This window comes from Streptomyces sp. UC4497 (assembly GCF_054871485.1).
In genome coordinates this window covers 1-22,391 of record NZ_JBTYHB010000039.1, presented here as the reverse complement: position 1 = coordinate 22,391, position 22,391 = coordinate 1, and the positions used below count along the sequence as shown (strand labels likewise).

Annotated in this window: 16 protein-coding genes; 7 read left to right on the top strand and 9 right to left on the bottom strand. The window is 70.4% G+C overall.

Annotated features, from left to right (window positions below; translation table 11 throughout):
- Window positions 1-580 precede the first annotated feature (580 nt).
- Window positions 581-1,834, bottom strand: coding sequence for an NYN domain-containing protein (locus ACYSUO_RS35245; protein WP_461780286.1), 1,254 nt, complete (start codon window positions 1,832-1,834; stop codon window positions 581-583).
- A gap of 279 nt (window positions 1,835-2,113) precedes the next feature.
- Here ACYSUO_RS35245 and ACYSUO_RS35240 point away from each other — a divergent pair, with 279 nt between their 5' ends.
- The gene (locus ACYSUO_RS35240) at window positions 2,114-2,287 is read left to right on the top strand and encodes a hypothetical protein (protein WP_461780285.1); all 174 of its coding nucleotides are present in this window, start codon (window positions 2,114-2,116) and stop codon (window positions 2,285-2,287) included.
- Between the two features lie 81 nt (window positions 2,288-2,368).
- Here the strand turns inward: ACYSUO_RS35240 and dnaE are convergent, their stop codons facing one another.
- Window positions 2,369-5,908 (bottom strand): DNA polymerase III subunit alpha, encoded by a 3,540-nt coding sequence (dnaE, locus tag ACYSUO_RS35235; protein ID WP_461780284.1) that lies wholly within the window; start codon window positions 5,906-5,908, stop codon window positions 2,369-2,371.
- A gap of 180 nt (window positions 5,909-6,088) precedes the next feature.
- Between dnaE and ACYSUO_RS35230 the strand changes: the two genes are divergently transcribed.
- From ACYSUO_RS35230 to ACYSUO_RS35215, 4 genes are all read left to right on the top strand, one after another.
- A complete protein-coding gene (locus ACYSUO_RS35230) occupies window positions 6,089-7,414 on the top strand; it encodes a DUF2252 domain-containing protein (protein WP_461780283.1) in 1,326 nt (441 codons plus the stop codon).
- A 46-nt stretch (window positions 7,415-7,460) separates the two neighbouring features.
- A complete protein-coding gene (locus ACYSUO_RS35225; protein WP_461780282.1) occupies window positions 7,461-8,159 on the top strand; it encodes a hypothetical protein in 699 nt (232 codons plus the stop codon).
- A gap of 70 nt (window positions 8,160-8,229) precedes the next feature.
- The gene (locus tag ACYSUO_RS35220; RefSeq protein ID WP_461780281.1) at window positions 8,230-9,081 is read left to right on the top strand and encodes a thioredoxin domain-containing protein; all 852 of its coding nucleotides are present in this window, start codon (window positions 8,230-8,232) and stop codon (window positions 9,079-9,081) included.
- A 112-nt stretch (window positions 9,082-9,193) separates the two neighbouring features.
- Complete coding sequence (locus ACYSUO_RS35215) at window positions 9,194-10,867, top strand: alkaline phosphatase D family protein (RefSeq protein ID WP_461780280.1); 1,674 nt, start codon at window positions 9,194-9,196, stop codon at window positions 10,865-10,867.
- Between the two features lie 17 nt (window positions 10,868-10,884).
- Here the strand turns inward: ACYSUO_RS35215 and ACYSUO_RS35210 are convergent, their stop codons facing one another.
- Window positions 10,885-11,454 carry a dienelactone hydrolase family protein gene (locus ACYSUO_RS35210; protein WP_385768826.1) on the bottom strand — a complete coding sequence of 190 codons (570 nt, stop codon included), beginning with the start codon at window positions 11,452-11,454 and terminating at the stop codon, window positions 10,885-10,887.
- A gap of 62 nt (window positions 11,455-11,516) precedes the next feature.
- Here ACYSUO_RS35210 and ACYSUO_RS35205 point away from each other — a divergent pair, with 62 nt between their 5' ends.
- Complete coding sequence (locus tag ACYSUO_RS35205) at window positions 11,517-12,623, top strand: mechanosensitive ion channel family protein (protein WP_461780279.1); 1,107 nt, start codon at window positions 11,517-11,519, stop codon at window positions 12,621-12,623.
- On the opposite strand, the gene ACYSUO_RS35200 is transcribed toward ACYSUO_RS35205, so the two are convergent.
- The 6 genes from ACYSUO_RS35200 to ACYSUO_RS35175 all read right to left on the bottom strand — a co-directional run bounded on the left by ACYSUO_RS35200 (window position 12,620) and on the right by ACYSUO_RS35175 (window position 18,405).
- Complete coding sequence (locus ACYSUO_RS35200; protein WP_461780278.1) at window positions 12,620-13,366, bottom strand: SDR family NAD(P)-dependent oxidoreductase; 747 nt, start codon at window positions 13,364-13,366, stop codon at window positions 12,620-12,622. The two genes, ACYSUO_RS35205 and ACYSUO_RS35200, sit on opposite strands and share 4 nt — an antisense overlap.
- Window positions 13,367-13,406: 40 nt before the next feature.
- Window positions 13,407-14,993 (bottom strand): Na+/H+ antiporter, encoded by a 1,587-nt coding sequence (locus tag ACYSUO_RS35195; RefSeq protein WP_461780277.1) that lies wholly within the window; start codon window positions 14,991-14,993, stop codon window positions 13,407-13,409.
- 127 nt (window positions 14,994-15,120) lie between these two features.
- Entirely contained in the window at window positions 15,121-15,600 is a 480-nt protein-coding gene (locus tag ACYSUO_RS35190) for a GNAT family N-acetyltransferase (protein ID WP_461780276.1), read from the bottom strand.
- A complete protein-coding gene (locus ACYSUO_RS35185) occupies window positions 15,597-16,538 on the bottom strand; it encodes an RluA family pseudouridine synthase (protein ID WP_461780275.1) in 942 nt (313 codons plus the stop codon). The genes ACYSUO_RS35190 and ACYSUO_RS35185 overlap by 4 nt, the downstream gene beginning before the upstream one ends.
- A 94-nt stretch (window positions 16,539-16,632) precedes the next feature.
- The gene (lspA, locus tag ACYSUO_RS35180; RefSeq protein ID WP_461780274.1) at window positions 16,633-17,226 is read right to left on the bottom strand and encodes a signal peptidase II; all 594 of its coding nucleotides are present in this window, start codon (window positions 17,224-17,226) and stop codon (window positions 16,633-16,635) included.
- Window positions 17,227-17,358: 132 nt separating this feature from the next.
- Window positions 17,359-18,405, bottom strand: a complete 1,047-nt coding sequence (locus ACYSUO_RS35175) for a TraR/DksA family transcriptional regulator (RefSeq protein WP_461780273.1) — start codon at window positions 18,403-18,405, stop codon at window positions 17,359-17,361.
- A 627-nt stretch (window positions 18,406-19,032) separates the two neighbouring features.
- On the opposite strand from ACYSUO_RS35175, the gene ileS reads away from it, so the two are divergent.
- Window positions 19,033-22,176: an isoleucine--tRNA ligase gene (gene ileS, locus ACYSUO_RS35170; protein WP_461780272.1), complete on the top strand. Its 3,144-nt coding sequence runs from the start codon at window positions 19,033-19,035 to the stop codon at window positions 22,174-22,176.
- The last annotated feature ends 215 nt before the right edge of the window (window positions 22,177-22,391 follow it).

Genomic DNA, 22,391 nt, shown 5'->3' with positions numbered 1-22,391 from the left:
GGGCAGGACATTTCCCACGCCTGCCGTACACCCGGCTCCCCCACCCCTACACCCCGGGCCTCCGCCCCGGCCCCCGCGCCTCAATCGCCGGCGGGGCTGGAATGGCCGAACCGGCGTTACGCACTCGGGGCTCCGCCCCGGACCCCGCTGCTCAATCGCCGCAGGGGCTTGATTTACCCACCCGCAGGCAATCGCCCGGCCTCCGCCCATCTCCCACCACCCGCCCCCTCCGGGGGCGTCGGCCCACCGGGGTACCGCCAGCCGCCTCGCGCAATCCACCGCAGGAACGCCTCCCCACCCCTGACGGTCGACGCCCACCGCCTTGGGCAATCCGCCTCAAGCAAGGTTCCCCACCCGTGACGGTCGACCCCACCCGCCTTGGGCAATCTGCCGCCTGGGGCGGCAGGGTGGGCAAGGCGGCACCCCGGTGCCGCGCAACACGAACGACGGGCGCCGCCCCCGGCACAGCTCAAAGACCCCGGCCCCGCGCACCCCTCACGACAAGCGCCGACCCCGGCACCGCCCACAAAACCCCGGCGCCGCGCAACAGCACCACGACCCCACCCACCCCACCCGCCGCCTACTCCCCCGCAGCCGCGTGTTCCGCCGTCCGGACGTCGATCTCGCGCCAGAACCCCGCCCGGATCGCATACCGGTCGTGCTCGTCGATCTGGTCGTCCTTGTGTGCGAGCAGCCCGAACCGCGCCGCGTACCGCAACAACTCACCGTCGATCCGGTGCGGCACCCGCGGATACATGGTCGCCAGCTTCTGCAACTCCGTCTGCTCCCCCAACCGCTCCCGCCACCTCCGCGCGAACACCTGCCCGACCTCGTACGGATCCCCGCCGATCGCGGTGATGTCCTCCTCGCGATCAGCCCACCGCTGCTCCGCCGTGGTGAGCTGCGCCAACGTAGGCAAGGACGCCACATCGGCCGGCTCCCCACCACCCCCGGGCCGCTCGACCCACCCCTTGTCGGACGACCACCGCAGCGTCGCGTTCGCGGGATGCTGCGCGACCTGCGTCCCCGACCCCGGCCCGCGCAACGCGGCGAGGTCCTTGGGCGTGGGGACGCCCTTGCCGCCACCGGCCCGCTCCTCCTCCGAGGCCTGCGAAGCCCCCGCACCGTTGTCACCGTGCCCGGCGGGCGCATGCTGCACGGGCGCCGCGCCCCCGGTCTCCTCGGAACGCCCCGCGGAGGACAGCGCGGACTCGGGCAGCGGCGCGGACAGGATCGCGGCGATCTCCGGGCGCGGCACGGGCGGCGGGGCGCAGATCCCGCCGAGCTCCTTGGCGCGTACGGCCTTGGTGATCCAGATCCGGTCGAGCACCCGCCGCTCGTCGGCCTCCGCGACCAGGTCCTCGGACTGGTTGTAGTCGCCGTCGGCGGCCTGCACCGCCCACAGGTGGACGGCGACGCCGTGCTCCTTGGCGGCCATCATGCCGGGCAGCAGATCCCCGTCCCCGGTCACGAGCACAATGTCCGAGCAGGCGCGATTGCGGGCCAGCTCGGTCAGCTCCGCGTGCATCGCCGCGTCGACGCCCTTCTGCGCCCACCGCCCGTCGGACCGGGTCAGCGCGCCGAGCCGGACGGTGACCCGCGGCATCACCCGCAGCCTCCGGTGCTCGGGCTGCGGCACCCGGTCGGGCGCCCCGTCGAACCAGTAGATGCGCAGCAGTTCCCGCCCGGTCTCGGCCTCGGCGCGCTCGCGCAGCCCCTGGATGAGGGCGGCATGGTCGACATGAATCCGGGAGCGGGACGGCTCGCCCGCGAGCAGGCTCGCCGCGGCTCCCAGCAGATATCCGGCATCCACCAGAACGATGCAACGATCCACGCGATCCACCCTCTTTCCGCCGACTTGCCACCAGTCCGGACACGCTCCGCGGGACGACTCCCGCGGCTTCGCTTCGGGTTTCCTTCGAGTCTGCCCGACCGCGGTGGGGTTAACGGCCCGAACTGGATCTTCGGCGTGGCGGAAGCCGTGAACTCGGGGTGGGCACCCCGCGAAGATCGCCCGTTACGAACGGTAATACTCCGAAATGCGTTCTTCCTCCGCCTGTGTGAATCTGAAGCCGGCCCTGGCCCCTAGATCCCCCGCAGGAGGCAGATCACCATGGCCAAGAACCGTAAGCAGAACCGCCACCAGCAGAAGGCGGCGGCCGAAGCCGCTCAGCCCCAGGAGCAGGCCAAGTCCTCGGCCATGGAGGCCCAGGCCAAGTCCGCCGTGGAGGCCACCCCCGGCGACGTGGCCCGCAAGCACCGCGAGCGCCGCTTCGGTCACAACTGAGGCGACTCGCAAGGCAGTTGGCACACAGCGAGGGGCGCCCCCGGAAGTCCGGGTGCGCCCCTCGCGCGTGTCTCGGTGCGGTCAGCCGGCCAGGCAGGACGGGCCGAGCAGCACCTTCAGGTCGCCGTACAGCGCCGGATCGGGCTTCACCCGGTGCCGGTCGAGCCGCAGCACGGTGGTCTTGCGCGGCCCCTGGAGCTTGATCCGGACCTCGCTGTCGCCCCGGTGGTTGGTGAGGATCTCGCCGAGCCGGCTGATCATCGGCGGGGTCACCTTCAGGGCCGGGATCGTGAGGATCACGGGCGCGTTGGTCCCCGCGTTCGACAGGTCGGGGACCTGCATCTCCATGGCAACCAGACGCGGCACGTCCTCGCGCTTGTCGAGGCGGCCCTTCACGAACACCACGGCGTCCTCGACGAGCTGCGTGGACACCAGCTGGTACGTCGCCGGGAAGAACATGCACTCGATGGAACCGGCGAGGTCCTCGACGGTCGCGATCGCCCAGGCGTTGCCCTGCTTGGTCATCTTGCGCTGGAGGCCCGAGATGATGCCGCCGACCGTGACGACCGCGCCGTCCCCGAAGTCACCGCCGGTGAGCTGGCCGATGCCCGCGTCCGCCTTGTCGGAGAGCACGTGCTCCAGGCCGAAGAGCGGGTGGTCGGAGACGTACAGGCCGAGCATCTCGCGCTCCTGGGCGAGCAGATACGTCTTGTCCCACTCGTCGGTGGAGAACTCGACGTCGAGGCCGAAGCCCGGCTCGTCGCTCTCCCCCTCGCCCATGCCGCCGAAGAGGTCGAACTGCCCCTCGGCCTCCTTGCGCTTCACCGCCACGACGTTGTCGATCATCGGCTCGTACTGGGCGGTGAGCCCCTTGCGGGTGTGCCCCATCTGATCGAAGGCACCGGCCTTGATCAGCGATTCCGTCGTCCGCTTGTTGCAGGCGGCGGCCTCGATCTTGTCCAGGTAGTCGGGGAACGAGGTGAACTTCCCCTTCGCCTTGCGGGCCCGGACGATCGACTCCACCACGTTCGACCCGACGTTGCGGACCGCCTCCAGGCCGAAGAGGATCACGTCGTCGCCCTGGGCGGCGAAGTTGTGCACCGACTCGTTCACGTCCGGCGGGAGGACCTTGATCTTCATGCGCCGGCACTCGTTGAGGTACACGGCCGACTTGTCCTTGTCGTCCTTGACCGAGGTGAGCAGCGCGGCCATGTACTCGGCGGGGTAGTTCGCCTTCAGGTACGCGGTCCAGTAGGTGACCAGGCCGTACGCGGAGGAGTGCGCCTTGTTGAACGCGTAGCCCGCGAACGGGACCAGGACGTCCCACAGGGCCTGGATCGCCTGGTCGGAGAAGCCCTTCTTCTTCGCGCCCTCCTGGAAGAGGACGAAGTTCTTCGCCAGTTCCTCGGGCTTCTTCTTGCCCATCACGCGGCGCAGCACGTCGGCCTCGCCGAGCGAGTAGCCGGCGACGATCTGCGCGGCCTTCTGCACCTGCTCCTGGTACACGATCAGGCCGTAGGTCAGGCCCAGCGTCTCCTTCAGGGGCTCTTCGAGCTCCTTGTGGATCGGCGTGATCTCCTGCCGGCCGTTCTTGCGCTCCGCGTAGTTGATGTGCGAGTTCATGCCCATCGGGCCCGGCCGGTACAGGGCCGAGACGGCGGAAATGTCCTCGAAGTTGTCGGGCTGCATCTGGCGCAGCAGCGAACGCATCGGACCGCCGTCGAACTGGAACACACCGAGCGTGTCACCGCGGCAGAGCAGTTCGTACGTCTTCGGGTCGTCGAGCGGGACGTCGAGCATCTCCAGCTTGATGCCCTTGTTCGCCTCCACCATCTTCACGGCGTCGTCCATGATGGTGAGGTTGCGAAGCCCCAGGAAGTCCATCTTCAGGAGGCCGAGCGACTCGCACTGCGGGTAGTCCCACTGCGTGATCGTCACGCCGTCGGTGTGCCGGGTCCACAGCGGGGCGTGGTCGACGATCGGCTCGCTGGACATGATGACGCCGGCCGCGTGCACACCCATCTGCCGGACCAGGCCCTCGACGCCCTTGGCGGTGTCGATGACCTTCTTGACGTCCGGCTCGTTCTCGTACATCCCCCGGATCTCGCCGGCCTCGCTGTAGCGCGGGTGCTGGGGGTCGGTGATGCCGGAGAGGTCGATGCCCTTGCCGAGGACGTCGGCGGGCATCGCCTTGGTGAGGCGGTCGCCCATCGCGTACGGGTAGCCGAGCACGCGCGCGGAGTCCTTGATCGCGTTCTTGGCCTTGATCTTGCCGTAGGTGCCGATCATGGCGACCTTGTCGGCGCCGTACTTCTCGGTCACGTACCTGATCACTTCGACGCGCCGACGCTCGTCGAAGTCGATGTCGACATCGGGCATGGAGACGCGCTCCGGGTTGAGGAAGCGCTCGAAGATCAGCCCGTGCGTGATCGGGTCGAGGTCGGTGATGCCCATGGCGTACGCGACGATCGAACCGGCCGCGGAACCACGGCCGGGGCCCACCGCGATGCCGTTGTTCTTGGCCCACATGATGAAGTCGGCGACGACCAGGAAGTATCCCGGGAACCCCATCTGGATGATGATGTCCATCTCGTACTCGACCTGCTTCTGGCGGTCGTCCGGGACGCCGTCCGGGTAGCGGCGGGCCATGCCGCGGCGGACCTCCTCCTGGAACCAGGTGACCTCCGTGAAGCCTTCCGGGATGTCGAACTTCGGCATGAGGTCGCGCTTCTCGAACATGCCGGTCGTGTCGATCTGCTCGGCCACCAGCAGCGTGTTGCGGCAGCCCTCCTGCCAGGCGTCCGAGGAGTCGATGGCGTACATCTCCTCCGTCGACTTCAGGTAGTAGCCCGTGCCGTTGAACCGGAAGCGGTCCGGGTCGGAGAGGTTCTTGCCGGTCTGGATGCACAGCAGCGCGTCGTGCGCCGTCGCCTCGTTCGCGTACGTGTAGTGCGAGTCGTTCGTCACGAGCGGCGGGATGCCGACCTTCTTGCCGACCCGCAGGAGGTCCTCGCGGACCCGGTGCTCGATGTCGATGCCGTGGTCCATCAGCTCCAGGAAGTACCGGTCCTTGCCGAAGATGTCCTGGTACTCGGCCGCCGCCTTGACCGCCTCGTCGAACTGGCCGAGGCGCAGGCGGGTCTGCAGCTCACCGGAGGGGCAGCCGGTGGACGCGATGATGCCCTCGCTCCACTGGGAGAGCGTCTCCTTGTCCATGCGCGGCCACTTCTGCAGCCAGCCCTCGGCGTACGCGTCCGAGGACAGCTTGAAGAGGTTGTGCAGCCCCGTGCTGTTCGCCGCCCACATCGTCTTGTGGGTGTAACCACCGGAACCGGAGACGTCGTCGCGCTTCTGGTGCGGCTGGCCCCACTGGACCTTCCGCTTGTTGCGCCGGGACTCCGGGGCGACGTAGGCCTCGATGCCGATGATCGGCGTGATGCCCGCCTTCTCCGCGGTGTGGAAGAAGTCGTACGCCCCGTGCAGGTTGCCGTGGTCGGACATCGCGATGTGCGTCATGCCCATGTCGCCGGCGGCCTTGAACATGTCCTTCAGCCGCGCCGCACCGTCCAGCAGTGAGTACTGGGTGTGCACGTGCAGGTGCGTGAAGGGCGGCTTTGACACGGTTGGGGCCTCCAATGGCGAACACGCGGCGACAAGTCCGGGACAGCTTGGAAGTCTACGACCGGTCACTGACAACCGGCGGGCACTCCGGAGTACGGTCGGGCGTTGGACAGAACAGAACATCTGTCCCACGCGTCAGTACGGCGCACCGGACCACCCCGCACCAGGAGGCACCCAGCGATGTCGGAACCGCAGCCCACCGCTGAGCAGCGCGGCGAGCAGATCCTCTCCGTCTTCGACACCGCGTTCGGCGAGCTCCTCGCCGCCGACCCCGCGGCCTTCCGGGTCAAGTTCCGCAAGATGGCGGCCTCGGCCTTCGCGTTCTACCGGGGCACGGCCTGCCTGTTCTACGGGGACGTGGAGCGCGAGCAGCACGGCGGTCCTTACCTGGACGAGCGCACCAGCCGGGTGTGGATCCACGGCGACCTGCACGCGGAGAACTTCGGCACGTACATGGACTCCACGGGCCGGCTGATCTTCAACGTGAACGACTTCGACGAGGCGTACGTGGGCCCCTTCACGTGGGACCTCAAGCGCTTCGCCGCCTCCGTGGCGCTGGTCGGCTACTCGAAGGCGCTGAGCGACGACCAGATCACGGACCTCGTGCGCACGTACGCGGCGGCCTACCGCGAGCGCATCCACGCGCTTGCGACCGGCGCCAAGAGCGACGAGGTGCCGCCCTTCACGCTGGACACGGCCGACGGCCCCCTCCTGGAGGCGCTGCGCGACGCCCGCTCGCTGACCCGTTTCGGCCTGCTGGAGTCGATGACGGAGATCCGCGAGTTCGAGCGCCGCTTCGCCGAGGGCGGCGGCAGCATCGAGCTGGACGCGGCGACGCGCTACAAGGTGCTCGCGGCGTTCGACGGGTACCTGGAGACGCTGCCGGAGGCCTCGCTCTCCCGCCCGGACTCGTACCGGGTGAAGGACGTGGTCGGGCGCCGCGGCATCGGCATCGGCTCCGCGGGTCTTCCCTCGTACAACATCCTGCTGGAGGGCAACAGCGACGCCCTCGAGAACGATGTCGTGATCTACATGAAGCAGGCCCAGACCCCGGCCGTCTCGCGGCACATCACCGACCCGGCGGTCCGCGGCTACTTCCAGCACGAGGGCCACCGCACGGTCATCTCGCAGCGCGCCCTGCAGGCGCACGCCGACCCGTGGCTGGGCTGGACGGAGCTCGACGGCGCCGGGCAGCTGGTCGCCGAGATCTCGCCGTACGCGGTGGACCTGGACTGGGGCGACATCGACGAGTACGAGGAGATCGCGGCGGTCGTCGCCGACCTCGGCCGGGCCACGGCGACGATGCACGCGGCGGCGGACGACCAGTCCGGCGAGTCGCTCGTCCCGTTCTCCACGGAGCGCGCCATCGACGCGGCGATCGCCGCCGACGAGGAGGGCTTCGCGCCCCTGCTGGTCGACTTCGCGCACTCCTACGGGGCACGCGCGCGTGCGGACCACCAGATCTTCGTGGACCTTTTCCGCAACGGCCGGATCCCGGGTCTGTGAAAGGTGCTGTGAATCGGCCCCCTTTAGGCATCGCTTACAGGAAGCCATGGCACACTCTGCCGCGATGGACGACATATCCGGGACCCAGCTACGAGTGATGCGCGCGGCGCTGTTCACGGCATGCGCCGTGACGCTGTCCGTCGCGTCGCACGTGCTGCTGTCCCGGGCCCCGCTGCCCCTCACGACGGTCGCCGCGATCACCGCGGCCGTCTTCGTGATCGCGTACGCGCTGGCAGGACGCGAGCGCGGCTTCGGCCGGATCGCGGCCCTGCTCGTCCCGCTGGAACTGGCCGCCGACACGGTCTTCACGACCGGCCAGCACGTCTGTTACGGCCGGGCGGGCGGCCCCGTCGCGGGCCCGCTGCGCCAGTTCGGCTTCGACGTGCTGTGCGCGGGGAACGTGGGCACACCGCTCGCCCGGATGACCGGTGGCAGCACGGAGCGGGCCGCGGCCCTCTTCGCGCACACCGACCCGGCCGCCTCCTGGCTGCTGCTCGGCGCGCACGTCGCCGTCGGTCTGCTCGCGGCCGCCTGGCTGCGCCGCGGTGAGCAGGCCCTGGCCCAACTGCTGCGCGCGGTGGCCGCCTTCGCGTTCCGGCCGCTGCTCATCGCGTTCGCCGCGGTCACCGTCCGGCGCGAGCCCGGCGTCCGCCTTCCGCGCCCCGTCACGCGCGTACCGGCCTCCCGCACCCGGCTCTGGGTGCACTCCGTAGGACGGCGCGGGCCGCCGTGCCCCGCCGCCTGAGCCACCGTCCGGCTCGGGCTCCGGCACGGCAGTCCCCCATACGCATGTCACTCACCTACGGAGCACAACCATGAGCAAGCGCAACACCCAGGAGGCAAAGACCGCGGCCCGTGAGCGGCTGCGCGTCGAACGCGAGCGCCAGGCCAAGCGGGAGAAGACGAAGCGGCAGGCGATCGTCGGCGTCTCCATCGTCGCGGTCCTCGCGATAGCCGGCGGCGTCGGCTACGCCGTGATGCAGGCCAACAAGCCCTCCCACTGGGAGACGGCGATGGACGCCAAGTCCTCCGCCGTGAAGGCGCCCGCGAACACCTCGGGCAAGGACGGCACGACCGTCGTCATCGGCAAGTCCAGTGCCAAGAAGACCATGAAGATCTACGAGGACTCGCGCTGCCCGGTCTGCGCCTCCTTCGAGCAGACGGTCGGCCCGCAGCTCCACAAGGACGTCGAGGCGGGCAAGTTCAAGCTCCAGTACGTCGGCGGCACGTTCCTCGACGGCGACAGCGCGGCCAAGGGCGACGTCGGCACCAACGGCGAGGGCTCGAAGAACGCGCTGAGCGCGCTCGGCGCGGCCCTCAACGTGAGCCAGGACGCCTTCCTCGACTACAAGACGGCGCTCTACTCGGCGAAGTTCCACCCCGAGGAGAGCGACGACAAGCTCGCGGACGACGACTACCTGATCAAGATCGCCGACAGCGTGGACTCGCTCAAGGGCAACAAGGCGTTCCAGAAGGCCGTCACGGACGGCACGTACGACGACTGGGCCATGAAGATGTCCAAGTCCTTCGACACCAACAAGGACGACGTCACCGGCACCCCGAGCCTCGTCATGGACGGCAAGAAGCTGACCGGTTCGGACGGGCAGAACGCGCCGATGACCGTGGCCGAGTACAAGACCGCGACGGAGAAGGCCCTCAAGGGCTGACGTCCTCAAGGGCTGACGTCCGGTCCCCGTAGAGACAAGCACAGACGAAGAGCGGGCGAACCTTTCGGGTTCGCCCGTTCTCTGTATCTACCAGTCAGTAGTCTGACCGGCTGTGACCAGTCGACTTCATCAATCCGTTCCCAGACCCACGCCGAGCACGCCGGGCGCCCCGAGCCGCCGCACGGTCGTCAAGGCCGCGGCCGCGGGTGCCGCGCTCGCCGGGCCGCTCGCCGCCGCGGTCCCCGCCCACGCCGCCGAGGCCCCCGCCTTCCTGCACGGCGTCGCGTCCGGCGATCCGCTGCCCGACGGGGTCCTGCTGTGGACGCGCGTGACGCCGACCGCCGACGCGGTGCCCGGCTCCGGCAAGGGCCCCGATGTACGGGTGGCCTGGGAAATAGCCGAGGACAAGGCCTTCCGTCAGATCGTCGGCCGGGGAACCGTGACCGCGAGCGCCGCCTCCGACCACACGGTCAAGGCCGATGTAAGGGGCCTGCGCCCGGCGACCGCCTATTACTTCCGCTTCTCCGTGGACGCCACCTACTCCGCCGTGGGCCGCACCCGCACCACCCCCGCCGCCGACGCGTCCCCCGACGGCCTGCGCTTCGGCGTCGTCTCCTGCGCCAACTGGGAGGCCGGCTACTACTCCTCGTACCGGCACCTGGCCGCCCGCAGTGACCTGGACGCGGTCCTGCACCTCGGCGACTACCTCTACGAGTACAAGACGGGCGAGTACCCGACCGCCGAGTACACCGTCCGCGAGCACCGACCGACCCACGAGATCGTCACGCTCGCCGACTACCGCACCCGGCACGGCCAGACCAAGACCGACCCCGACGTCCGGGCGATGCAGGCCGCGCACCCGCTGATCGCGATCTGGGACGACCACGAGTTCGCCAACGACGCCTGGTCGGGCGGCGCCGAGAACCACACGCCGGACACCGAGGGCTCCTGGCAGGCGCGCCAACAGGCCGCGAAGCAGGCCTACTTCGAGTGGATGCCGGTCCGCCCGTCCACCGCGGGCACGGTCTTCCGCCGCCTGCGCTTCGGCAACCTGGCCGACCTGCACCTGCTCGACCTGCGCTCGTTCCGCTCCGAGCAGTCGAGCGTCGGCAACGGCGCGGTGGACTCCCCGGAGCGTACGATCACCGGCCGCGCCCAGCTCGACTGGCTGAAGTCCGGTCTCACCGCCTCCGACGCGCGCTGGAAGCTGGTCGGCACCTCGGTGATGATCTCCCCGGTCGCCTTCGGTTCGCTGCCCGCCCACATCGCGGGCCCGCTGGCCGAGCTGCTCGGCCTCCCGAAGGAGGGCCTGGCGATCAACGTCGACCAGTGGGACGGCTACACGCACGACCGCGCCGAACTCATCTCCCACCTGCGCGAGCACGCCGTCCGCGACACCGTCTTCCTGACCGGCGACATCCACATGGCGTGGGCCAACGACGTGCCGGTCAAGGCGGCGACGTATCCGCTGTCCCCCTCCGCCGCGACGGAGTTCGTGGTCACGTCCGTGACCTCCGACAACCTGGACGACATCCTGCACGTCGCCCCGGACACGCTCTCCACGGTCGCCGAGGGCGCCATCAAGGCGGCCAACCGGCACGTGCGCTGGCTGGACATGGACCGCCACGGATACGGCGTCCTGGACGTCACGCCCGAGCGCACGCAGATGGACTTCTACGTGATCTCCGACCGCGCCGACCAGAGCGCGACGTCCGCCTGGCAGCGCTCGTACCGCACCCGCACCGGCACCCAGAAGGTCGAGCGGGCGGACGCCCCGGTCGCGTAAAGGCCCTGCCTAGAGCGCTAGAGCGTTTCGAGGAAGCCGAGCGCCACTCGCCAGGTGGCCTCGGCGGCCTCCTCGTCGTAGTCCGGAAGGTCGGGGTCGGTGTAGAGGTGGCCCGCCCCGGCGTACCGGTAGACCTCCACATCGGCCCCCGCGCGCCCCATCTGCAGGTACCAGGCGGTCAGCCAGTCGTCCGTCTCGAAGGGGTCGGGCTCGGCGACGTGCAGCTGGACCGGGAGCTCGTCCACGGCGACGCCCTCCGCGATGTCGGACGTGCCGTGCAGGAGCAGCAGCCCCTTCGCCTTGTCGTCGCCGAGGGCGAGGGTCTGCGCGGTCGCGGCGCCGAACGAGAACCCGGCGTAGACGAGACCCCGGTCGGAGTAGGGCGCGGCCGCCAGGACGGCGCGCTTGAGCAGCTCGTCCTTGCCGATCTCGTCCTTGAAGGCCATGCCCTCCTCGACGGTGTCGAAGGTGCGGCCCTCGAAGAGATCGGGGGTCCACACCTCGTGCCCGGCGGCCCGCAGCCGGTCGGCGGCGGCCTCGACCGCGGGCCGCAGACCGAACGCCGAATGGAAAAGCATGATGTTCATGGGCTCCATGGTGCCAGGGCCCTCGCAGGTTAGGCGCGCCCGATCCCGGTTACCGTCGTGGCATGGAGAACGTACTGCGTCCACTGATCGTCATTGGTGGCTCGGTCGTGCTCACGCTGTTGGTGGGGTGGGCGGTCGACCGGTTGTTGCTGCGCACCGACGAGCGCCACCACGAGACGCCGCTGTGGGGTCTGCTGCGCCGCTGCCGGCTGCCGCTCCAGCTCGTGCTCTGCGCGGCGCTGCTGCGGGGCTCGTACGACCGTGCGGGTCTTACGAAGGGCCACGCCGGCGCCATCGGAGAAGCACTCAACCTGGTCCTGATCGGCGCCACCGCCTGGCTCGCCGTCCGGATCTCCTCCGCGGTCGTCGAGTCGTCCTACTTCCGCTACGCCACCGCCCAGCGCGATCCGGCCCGGGTCCGCCGCGTGCGCACGCAGGTCACCCTGATCCAGCGCGTCGTCATCGCGGTCGTCGGCGTGGTCGCGGTGGCCGCGATGCTCCTGACGTTCCCCGCCTTCAGAGCGGCCGGGGCCTCGCTGCTCGCCTCGGCCGGCATCCTGGGCATCGTCGCCGGTGTCGCCGCGCAGTCCACGCTCGGCAACCTCTTCGCGGGCCTGCAGATCGCGTTCGGCGACATGGTGCGGATAGGCGACACCGTGGTCGTGGACGGCGAGTGGGGCACGGTCGAGGAGATCACCCTCACCTTCCTCGCCGTACGCACCTGGGACGAGCGGCGCATCACCATGCCCGTCTCGTACTTCACGTCGAAGCCGTTCGAGAACTGGTCGCGCGGCGGCGCCCAGATGACCGGCACCGTCTTCTTCCACCTCGACCACAGCGCGCCCGTGCCCGAGATGCGCGAGAAGCTGCACGACATCCTGCGCGAGTGCGCCGCCTGGGACGGCCGTGACTGGGGCCTCGCCGTCACCGACACGACGCCCAGCACGCTCCAGGTCCGCGCCCTGGTCACCGCCAAGGACGCGGACGACATCTGGACGGTGCGGGTCACGGTCCGCGAGCAGCTCGTGCGCTGGCTGACCGATCAGCACCCGTACGCGCTGCCGCGGATCAACACGGCGACGGCCCTGGTCGCCCCGGACGAGGCGGACTCCCTGCCGGAGCACGTCCTCAGCCGCAACGGCCGCGCGCCCCGGACGGGCCGGGGCTAACGCCCCAGGCACTCCCCGCCGTTGACCTGGATGATCTGCCCGCTGACATGGCCGCCGCCGGGCGAGGCCAGCCACAGCACGGTGGCCGCGATGTCCTCGGGTGTCCCGGCGCGGCCGGTCGGGATGGCGTCGACCCGGCGCCGGTAGTCCGCCTCGGGCATCGAGGGCCCGAAGAACTCGGTGTCCTCGATGTAGCCGGGCGCGACGGTGTTCACGGTGATGCCGCGCGGACCGAGGGCCTTGGCGAGGTCGTACGTGTACGGGTGCAGGGCCGCCTTGGAACCGCCGTACGAGCCCGATCCCGAGCCGCGCAGGGCGGCGATGGAGGACAGGAACACGATCCGGCCGCCCGGCGAGGTCAGGTGCTCGCGCAGCGCCTCGGTCAGCAGGACCGAAGTGAGCGTATTGATACGGAAGTTGGCGTTCCAGTCGTGGGCGACGGCGTCGAGCGGATCGGACCCTTCCGGCGCCTGGAGCATCCGGCCGCCGAGCCCGCCGGCGCTGTGCACGATGACGTCGACCGTGCCCTCGAACGCCTCGAGCGCGAAGTCGGCGGCGCCGCGCGCCCCCTCCACCGTACTCAGATCGGCCGGGTACTTGAGGGCGCCGGACACACCCGCCTTCTCCAGGACCTCGATCCGCCGCCCGATCAGCAGCACCCGGTCCCCCTCCGCGGCGAAGGCCTTCGCCGCCGCGAGCCCGATTCCCGTACCGCCACCGGTGATTATCACGTTGCGTGCCATACACACGAGCCTAGAACGCCACACCCGCCCCGGGTGATCTCTAACGCAAACTGCGCACATCCAGTTTCCTGAGCACCCGGTCCACCACCTCCGGGTCCGAGCCCGGTTCGCTGCGGGCCGCGAGGACCTCGTGCCGGGCCGCCGACATCATCTCCGCCTGGATCCGGCGGATCCGCTTGATCCGGGCGACCCGCTTGGTCTGCTTCTCGCGCCGCTCGTCCGCGCCGATCTCCGGGTTGATGCGCAGGCCGATGTCGTAGGCGCGGCGCACCATCTGCTCCTGCACCTCCTCCGGCAGCTCCTCGACCTCCTCGATCTCCTTGAGCCGCCGCTTCGCCGCCTTCGCGGCCCGCAGCGCGAGCTGCCGCTCGAACTCCCGCTCGGCGGTGTCGTCGCTGCGCACTCCCAGCTTGCGCACCAGCCACGGCAGGCTCAGGCCCTGCAGCACCAGGGTCGCCATGATCACCCCGAACGCGAGGAAGACGATCTCGTCCCGCTCCGGGAAGGGCGAACCGTTGTCCATGGTCAGCGGGATGGCGAGGGCCAGCGCCACCGAGGCCACGCCGCGCATTCCGGCCCACCACATGACGACCGTCTCGCGCCAGCTAACCGGGATGTCCTCGTCGACATCGCGCCGCAGGTGCATCCGCCGTGTCACCCACGTCATCGGCAACAGCCACAGCAGCCGTACGACGATGACGACCCCGACGACCGCGCCCGCCCAGCCGAGCATCTCGCCCCAGCGGCCCTCCGCGGTCCTGACGACGTTGTGCACCTCCAGGCCGATGAGGCCGAACGCGACGCCCGTGACGAGGGTGTCCACGACGTCCCAGAAGGCCCGCCCGGTGAGCCGCGTCAGCACGTCGTCGGCGTCGAAGGCGTGCTCGGCCAGGAACATGGCCGTGGTCAGGACCGCGAGCACGCCCGAGCCCTTGAGCTCCTCGGCGAGTACGTACGCGGCGTAGGGGATCAGGAGCGTGAGCCCGATCTGGAGCGTGGCGTCGCCGAGATAGCCGATGAGCTTGTTGGCGACCCAGCCGAGCCCCCAGCCGACGAGGATGGCGACGACCGCGGACAGGACCAGGTCGAGCGCGGCGCGCGGCAGCGAGAAGGTGCCGCTGACGGCGGCGGCGATCGCGACGTGGTAGAGCACGATCGCGGTCACGTCGTTGAACAGGCCCTCGCCCTCCAGGATCGACACCATGCGCCGGGGCAGGCCGAGTTGGCCCGCGACGGCGGTCGCGGCGACCGGGTCGGGCGGCGCCACAAGGGCGCCGAGCGCGACGGCCGCGGCGACCGGCAGGCCCGGCACGATGGCATCGGCGGTGAAGGCGACCGCGGCCGTGGTGACGAAGACCAGGGCGACGGCGAGCAGGAAGATCGGCCGTTTGTTGGCCGCGAACTGGCGCCAGGACGTGCGGTGCACGGCCGCGTAGAGCAGCGGTGGCAGCACGAGCGGGAGGATCAGATCCGGGTTGATGTCGACATTGGGCACCGCCTGGATCAGCGCCAGGGCGATGCCGAGCAGGGTCATCAGGACCGGGGAAGGCAGGCCGAGCCTGTCACCGAGCGGGACGGTCAGCACGGCCCCGAGCAACAGCACGAACAGCAGGGCCAATTGATCCACCGGGGACTCCGACCAGACTCGACGATCATGTGCGTTCCGGCCTCAAGGGTGCCACGCACATCAGATCAAACCGGTCTTATCGGGGCCCGGTGACCACGGTGCCGGACCGCCGGAACGCCGCCGCTGTCTAGCCGAGCGTCTTGCGCATCGCACGGTGGTCGATGCCGGCGTCGAGGAACTCCGGCCCGTAGGCGACGTATCCCAGGCGCTCGTAGAACCCCAGCGCGTGCGTCTGCGCATGCAGGTCCACGGCGGCGAGCCCGCGCGCGCGGGCCGCGTCTTCGATGGCCCGCACCAGCGCGGCGCCGACTCCGAGGCCGCGCGCCTCCTTCGTCACGGCGAGCCGCCCGAGAGCGCCGACGTCCGCCGCCCCGCCGTTCTTCACGGCGGCGGCCTCGCCGGTCAGCAGGCGACCGGTGCCGAGCGGCTCCCCGTCCTGCCGGACGGCCAGGACGTGCACCGCCCCGGCGTCGTACGCGTCGTACTCGATGTCCTCGGGCACGCGCTGTTCGACGACGAAGACCTCCTTGCGGACGGCGAAGCAGGCCTGCCGGTCCGCTTCGTCCTCCGCGACACGGGTCACGTACGCGGAAAGGGGGGTACTCACGCGCTCTCCGCCCTGACCCTGTCCAGGGCCGTCTGCAGGTCCTCCGGGTAGTCGCTCTCGAACTCGACCCACCGGCCGTCCGACGGGTGCTCGAAACCGAGCCGCACCGCGTGCAGCCACTGCCGCGTGAGGCCCAGCCGCTTCGCGATCGTGGGGTCCGCGCCGTACGTCAGGTCGCCCACGCACGGGTGCCGGTGCGCCGACATGTGGACGCGGATCTGGTGGGTGCGCCCCGTCTCCAGCTTGATGTCGAGGAGCGAGGCGGCGCGGAAGGCCTCGATGAGGTCGTAGTGCGTGACGGACGGCTTGCCCTCGGCGGTCACGGCCCACTTGTAGTCGTGGTTCGGATGGCGCCCGATGGGGGCGTCGATGGTGCCGCTCATGGGGTCGGGGTGGCCCTGCACCAGCGCGTTGTACCGCTTGTCCGGGACGCGCTCCTTGAACTGGCGCTTCAGCGACGTGTACGCCCGCTCCGACTTGGCGACGACCATCAGGCCCGACGTGCCCACGTCGAGCCGGTGGACGATGCCCTGGCGCTCTGCGGCGCCGGACGTCGAGATCCGGTACCCGGCGGCGGCGAGGCCACCGATCACCGTCGTCCCGGTCCAGCCGGGACTGGGGTGGGCGGCGACCCCCACGGGCTTCATGATCACGACGATGTCGTCGTCGTCGTGCACGATCTCCATGCCCTCGACGGGCTCGGCGACGATCTGTACGGGAGCGGGCGCCTGCGGCATCTCCACTTCCATCCAGGCGCCGCCGTGCACCCGCTCGGACTTGCCCACGACCGAGCCGTCCACCGCGACCTTTCCGGCGGCGGCGAGCTCGGCGGCCTTGGTGCGGGAGAAGCCGAACATGCGCGAGATGGCGGCGTCTACGCGCTCGCCCTCCAGGCCGTCGGGTACGGGCAGGGTGCGGACCTCGGGAATCGTGCTCACGCATCGAGTATGCAGGAGCGCACCGACACTCCCGCACACGAGCCCCGTGACCTCGGCCTTCGTACGCCTCGGGCCCCGCGCCACAGTCCTTGACTCAGTCCTTGTGGACGGACCCGTCGGGGTCGATGCCGCGGAAGGACAGCAGCACGATCAGGATGCCGCCGCACACGATCGCCGAGTCGGCGAGGTTGAACACCGGGTAGTGCTTCGGCGCGATGAAGTCCACCACGGCACCCTCGAAGACGGCCGGCGCCCGGAAGATCCTGTCCGTGAGGTTGCCGAGCGCCCCGCCGAGCAGCAGGCCGAGGGCGATCGCCCAGGGCGTGCTGTAGAGCTTCCGGGCGAGCCGTGCGATCACGACGATCACGGCGGCCGCGATCAGGGTGAAGATGATCGTGAAGGCCTCGCCGATGCCCCAGGCGGCGCCCGGGTTCCTGATCACCTCGAACTGCAGCCAGTCACCGATGATGTGGATGGCGTCGCGGTGCTCCAGCTTCGCCACCACGATCAGCTTGCTGCCCAGGTCCAGGACGTACGCGAGCGCGGCCACGACGAACAGCACGGCGATCCGCCGCCTGCCCTTGGGCCGCTCCTGGACCTGCTCGTCGACCTCATCGGGCCGCTCCGGCTCGGCTGCCCCCGCGTCCGGGGAATCCGGCGTACCGATGATGCGCTCCGCCTCTGCCACGTGAGTCCCTCAACCTAGTACCTGACTGAGGACGAGAGTACGGCACGCGGGGCCGCGCCCCCATGGGCCGGTGGCCCCAGGGCCTGCCCTGGGGCGGGCGCGGCAGTCGCTTGCGCGGGCGCGGCGGTCGCTCTAGTAGCGGCGCTCCTGCTTCTGCTTGCACTCGACGCACAGGGTCGCGCGCGGGAACGCCTGCATGCGGGCCTTCCCGATCGGGTTACCGCAGTTCTCGCAGAGCCCGTACGTCCCCGCGTCCAGGCGCTCCAGGGCCCGCTCTGTCTGGAGCAGCATCTCCCGCGCGTTGGCGGCGAGCGACATCTCGTGCTCGCGGGTGATGTTCTTCGTGCCGGTGTCCGCGTCGTCGTCGCCGGCCCCGTCCCCGGAGTCGCGCATCAGCCCCGCGAGGCCCTCCTCGGCGGCGGCGATCTCGTGCCCGAGCCGCAGCACCTCGCTCTGCAGCTCGGCGCGCGCCTCCTCGGCCTCCTCCGGGGTCCACGGATCCTCGCCCGGACGGACGGCCAGCTCGCCGGGTTCGGCGGTGCCGCGCGCCTTGGGGACCGCGCCCGGCTTCTTGGTTGCCGTGGCCGTGCCCTGAGTCTTCTTCGCAACCACTGTCGTGGCTCCCGTCTGCTTCGCGGCCTCGGCCGCGTCCTCGGTCGCGGAGGCGACCGTCTTCTTCGCGCCCTTGCGTCCGCCCGCCGGGCCGACGCCGTCCGCCTTCTCCCCCGTCTCCTCGGCGTGCGCACCCGCCTTCCCGGCACCCGGGTCCTTGCCGTCCGCCTTCGCCTTCGCGGCTGCGGTCTTCTTCTTGGCCGCGGTCTTCTTGGCGTCCGCGTCCGTGGCCGCCGCCGCGCTCTCCTCGGCACCGGCCCCGGCCTTCTCCGCAGCCGCCGTCCTGCTCGCAGCCGTCTTCTTGGTCGCGCTCTTCGACGTCGCCGCCTTCTTGGTCGTGGCCTTCTCCGGTGTCGCCTTCGTGGACGTGGCCTTCGCGGTCGTCTGCTTGCGGGTCGCCGTGTGCGACGCGGCGGACGACTTCTTCTTGTCGGAGGGCGTCTCCTTCGGCTCGGGCGTCTGCGACGCCTTCGCCCCGGCCGCGTCCTTCCCGGCACCGCCGGAGGCCGCCGCGCCCGTGGTTCTCCCGGACTCCGACTGCTGATCGGCGGTCTTCTTCGCCACCATGGTCGCGGCCCCTTCACAATTTGTGATCTTGCTCGCGAATCGTGCTGGGACGATAAATCGACTCCAGGCCCGCGGCAACGGGGCGCACCACAGGACCCGGCCCCACGCGAAGGCCTCGTGACCGACCCGCGACGAACCTGCAAGCGTTGTGCCCAGCTCCCCGCTTGGTAATCCGCCGCTTTCCCGGCCTCCCCCGGCCCGCCCGGTGACCGGCCGGGATCGGACAGCCGGCGTATGGCCATTCGGGTCACCGGACGCACCCGCGCCGCACCCGCCCGGGCCCCCGCGAAAACCGGTCGGCCGCCCCCTCCCGGGCGCCGTACACTGGGCGGAGCGAAAAGTGTGGATGGGGCCGAGTAGCGGCGTACGCAGCCAAGAGCGAACCGGGGACGGTGGAAGCCCGGCGGCGAGCGCGACGTGAAGATCACCCCGGAGCCGCCGGAAGAACACCGCAGCCCGCAGGGCGCGGCCAGTAGACCCGGCATCGCGACCCCAATGAGGGGGCTCACCGGAGCGCAGCACGCCCCGGCGGGCCAAGGAGGGTGGTACCGCGGGAGCGCGCCGCACACGGCGCAGCAGCCTCTCGTCCCTCCGACGGAAGAAGGCAGATCCGCCGGAGGAAGACTGATGACGCAGTACCGCCAGGTGCCCGCCCAGGTCGACCTGCCCGCCCTCGAGCACGCGGTGCTCGACTTCTGGGACGAGCAGAAGATCTTCGCCAAGACCCTGGAGCAGTCCGAGGGGCGCCCCGAGTGGGTGTTCTACGAGGGCCCGCCCACGGCCAACGGCATGCCGGGCGCCCACCACATCGAGGCCCGCGTCTTCAAGGACGTGTTCCCCCGGTTCCGCACGATGCGCGGCTACCACGTGGCCCGTAAGGCGGGCTGGGACTGTCACGGCCTCCCGGTGGAGCTGGCGGTCGAGAAGGAGCTCGGCTTCAGCGGCAAGAAGGACATCGAGGCGTACGGCATCGCCGAGTTCAACGCCAAGTGCCGCGAGTCCGTGACCCGGCACACCGACGCCTTCTCCGACCTGACGACCCGCATGGGTTACTGGGTCGACCTCGACGACGCGTACCGGACGATGAACCCGGAGTACGTCGACTCGGTCTGGTGGTCGCTGAAGGAGATCTTCAACAAGGGCCTGCTGGTCCAGGACCACCGCGTCGCTCCCTGGTGCCCGCGCTGCGGCACGGGCCTCTCCGACCACGAGCTGGCGCAGGGCTACGAGACGGTCGTGGACCCCTCGGTCTATGTCCGTTTGCCGCTCACCTCCGGTCCGCTGGCAGGCCAGGCCGCGCTTCTGATCTGGACGACGACCCCGTGGACCCTGGTGTCCAACACGGCCGTCGCCGCGCACCCCGACGTGACGTACGTCGTCGCCACGAACGGCGAGGAGAAGCTCGTCGTCGCCGAGCCGCTCGTCGAGAAGGCGCTCGGCGAGGGCTGGGAGACGACCGGCGAGTCCTTCACCGGCGCGGAGATGGAGCACTGGAAGTACCAACGTCCGTTCGAGCTGGTGGAGTTCCCGGAGGAGCCGGCGGCCCACTACGTCGTCAACGCCGAGTACGTGACGACCGAGGACGGTACGGGTCTGGTCCACCAGTCCCCCGCCTTCGGTGAGGACGACCTCAAGGTCTGCCGCTCGTACGGCATGCCCGTCGTGAACCCGGTCCGCCCCGACGGCACCTTCGAGGAGGACCTGGACCTGGTCGGCGGCGTCTTCTTCAAGAAGGCCGACGAACAGCTGACCGAGGACCTGCAAAGCCGCGGCCTGCTCTTCAAGCACATCCCGTACGAGCACAGCTACCCGCACTGCTGGCGCTGCCACACGGCGCTGCTCTACTACGCGCAGCCGTCCTGGTACATCCGCACCACGGCCATCAAGGACCGTCTCCTCCAGGAGAACGAGAAGACCAACTGGTTCCCGGAGACCGTGAAGAACGGCCGCTTCGGCGACTGGCTGCAGAACAACATCGACTGGGCGCTGTCCCGCAACCGCTACTGGGGCACCCCGCTGCCGATCTGGCGCTGTGAGGAGGACCACCTCACCTGCGTCGGCTCGCGCGAGGAGCTCTCGCGGCTGACCGGTACGGACCAGTCGTCCCTCGACCCGCACCGCCCGTTCATCGACGACGTCACGTTCACGTGCACCCATGAGGGCTGTACGCAGACGGCGGTGCGCGTGCCCGAGGTCATCGACGCCTGGTACGACTCGGGTTCCATGCCGTTCGCGCAGTGGGGCTACCCGTACAAGAACAAGGAACTCTTCGAGTCCCGTTACCCGGCGCAGTTCATCTCCGAGGCCATCGACCAGACCCGCGGCTGGTTCTACACGCTGATGGCGATCGGCACGCTCGTCTTCGACAAGTCCAGTTACGAGAACGTGGTCTGCCTCGGCCACATCCTCGCCGAGGACGGCCGAAAGATGTCCAAGCACCTGGGCAACACGCTGGACCCGATCCCGCTGATGGACCGGCACGGCGCGGACGCGGTGCGCTGGTTCATGGCGGCCGGCGGCTCCCCGTGGGCGGCCCGCCGCGTCGGCCACGGCACCATCCAGGAGGTCGTCCGCAAGACGCTCCTCACGTACTGGAACACGGTCGCCTTCCAGGCCCTGTACGCCCGTACGTCGGGCTGGGCGCCCAGCGAGGCGGACCCGGCCCCGGCCGACCGCACGGTGCTCGACCGCTGGCTGCTGTCCGAGCTGCACCAGCTCACGGACGAGGTCACCACGGCCCTGGAGGCGTACGACACCCAGCGCGCAGGCAAGCTGCTCTCGGCGTTCGTCGACGACCTCTCCAACTGGTACGTGCGTCGCTCGCGCCGCCGCTTCTGGCAGGGCGACAAGGCCGCGCTGCGCACCCTGCACGACGTGGTGGTGACGATCACGCAGCTGATGGCACCGCTCACGCCGTTCATCGCGGAGCGCGTGTGGCAGGACCTGGTCGTGCCGGTCACCCCGGACGCCCCGGAGTCGGTGCACCTGTCCTCGTGGCCCGAGGCCGACCGTTCGGCGATCGACCCCGAGCTGTCGACGCAGATGGCGCTGGTCCGCCGGCTCGTGGAGCTCGGTCGCGCCACGCGCGCGGAGTCGGGCGTCAAGACCCGCCAGCCGCTCTCGCGCGCGCTGGTCGCGGCGACGGGCTTCGCGGGCCTCTCCCCCGAGCTCCAGGCCCAGATCACGGAGGAGCTGAACGTCTCCTCCCTGGCCTCGCTCTCGGAGGTCGGCGGCAGCCTGGTGGACACCACCGCCAAGGCGAACTTCCGTGCACTCGGCAAGCGGTTCGGCAAGCGCGTCCAGGACGTGGCGAAGGCGGTCGCGAACGCGGACGCGGCGGCGCTGTCCCTGGCCCTGCGCGAGGGCAACGCCTCGGTGGAGGTCGACGGCGAGAAGATCGACCTCGCCCCGGATGAGGTCATCATCACGGAGACGCCCCGCGAGGGCTGGTCCGTGGCCTCGGACTCCGGCGCCACGGTGGCGCTCGACCTGGAGCTCACGGAGGAGCTGCGGCAGGCGGGCCTGGCCCGTGACGCGATCCGCCTGATCCAGGAGGCCCGCAAGAACAGCGGCCTGGACGTGGCAGACCGGATCGCCCTGCGGTGGACGTCCACGGACCCGGCGGTGATCTCGGCCCTGTCCGAGCACGCGGGCCTGATCGCCGACGAGGTCCTCGCCACGGACTTCGCCCAGTCCGAGGCGGACGACACGTACGGCTCCGCCTTCACGGACGAGGGCCTGAGCCTGACGTTCCGCCTCCGCAAGGTGTAGCCCCACCGGGCTCACGCCCTGGGGGCTCCGCCCCCGGACCCCCTTGCCCTCAATCGCCGGGCGGGGGGGTTTTATAAAGACCCCCCCCCGGGGAACCATACCCCCCCCCCGGCGGGTGGGCAGCCGGGGGCGGGGGGGGGGCCCCCACATTCGAGCCCCCCCCGCGCGTGTGGGGCGGGGGGCCGGGGCGAGCCCCCCCGCCGGGGGGGGGGCCC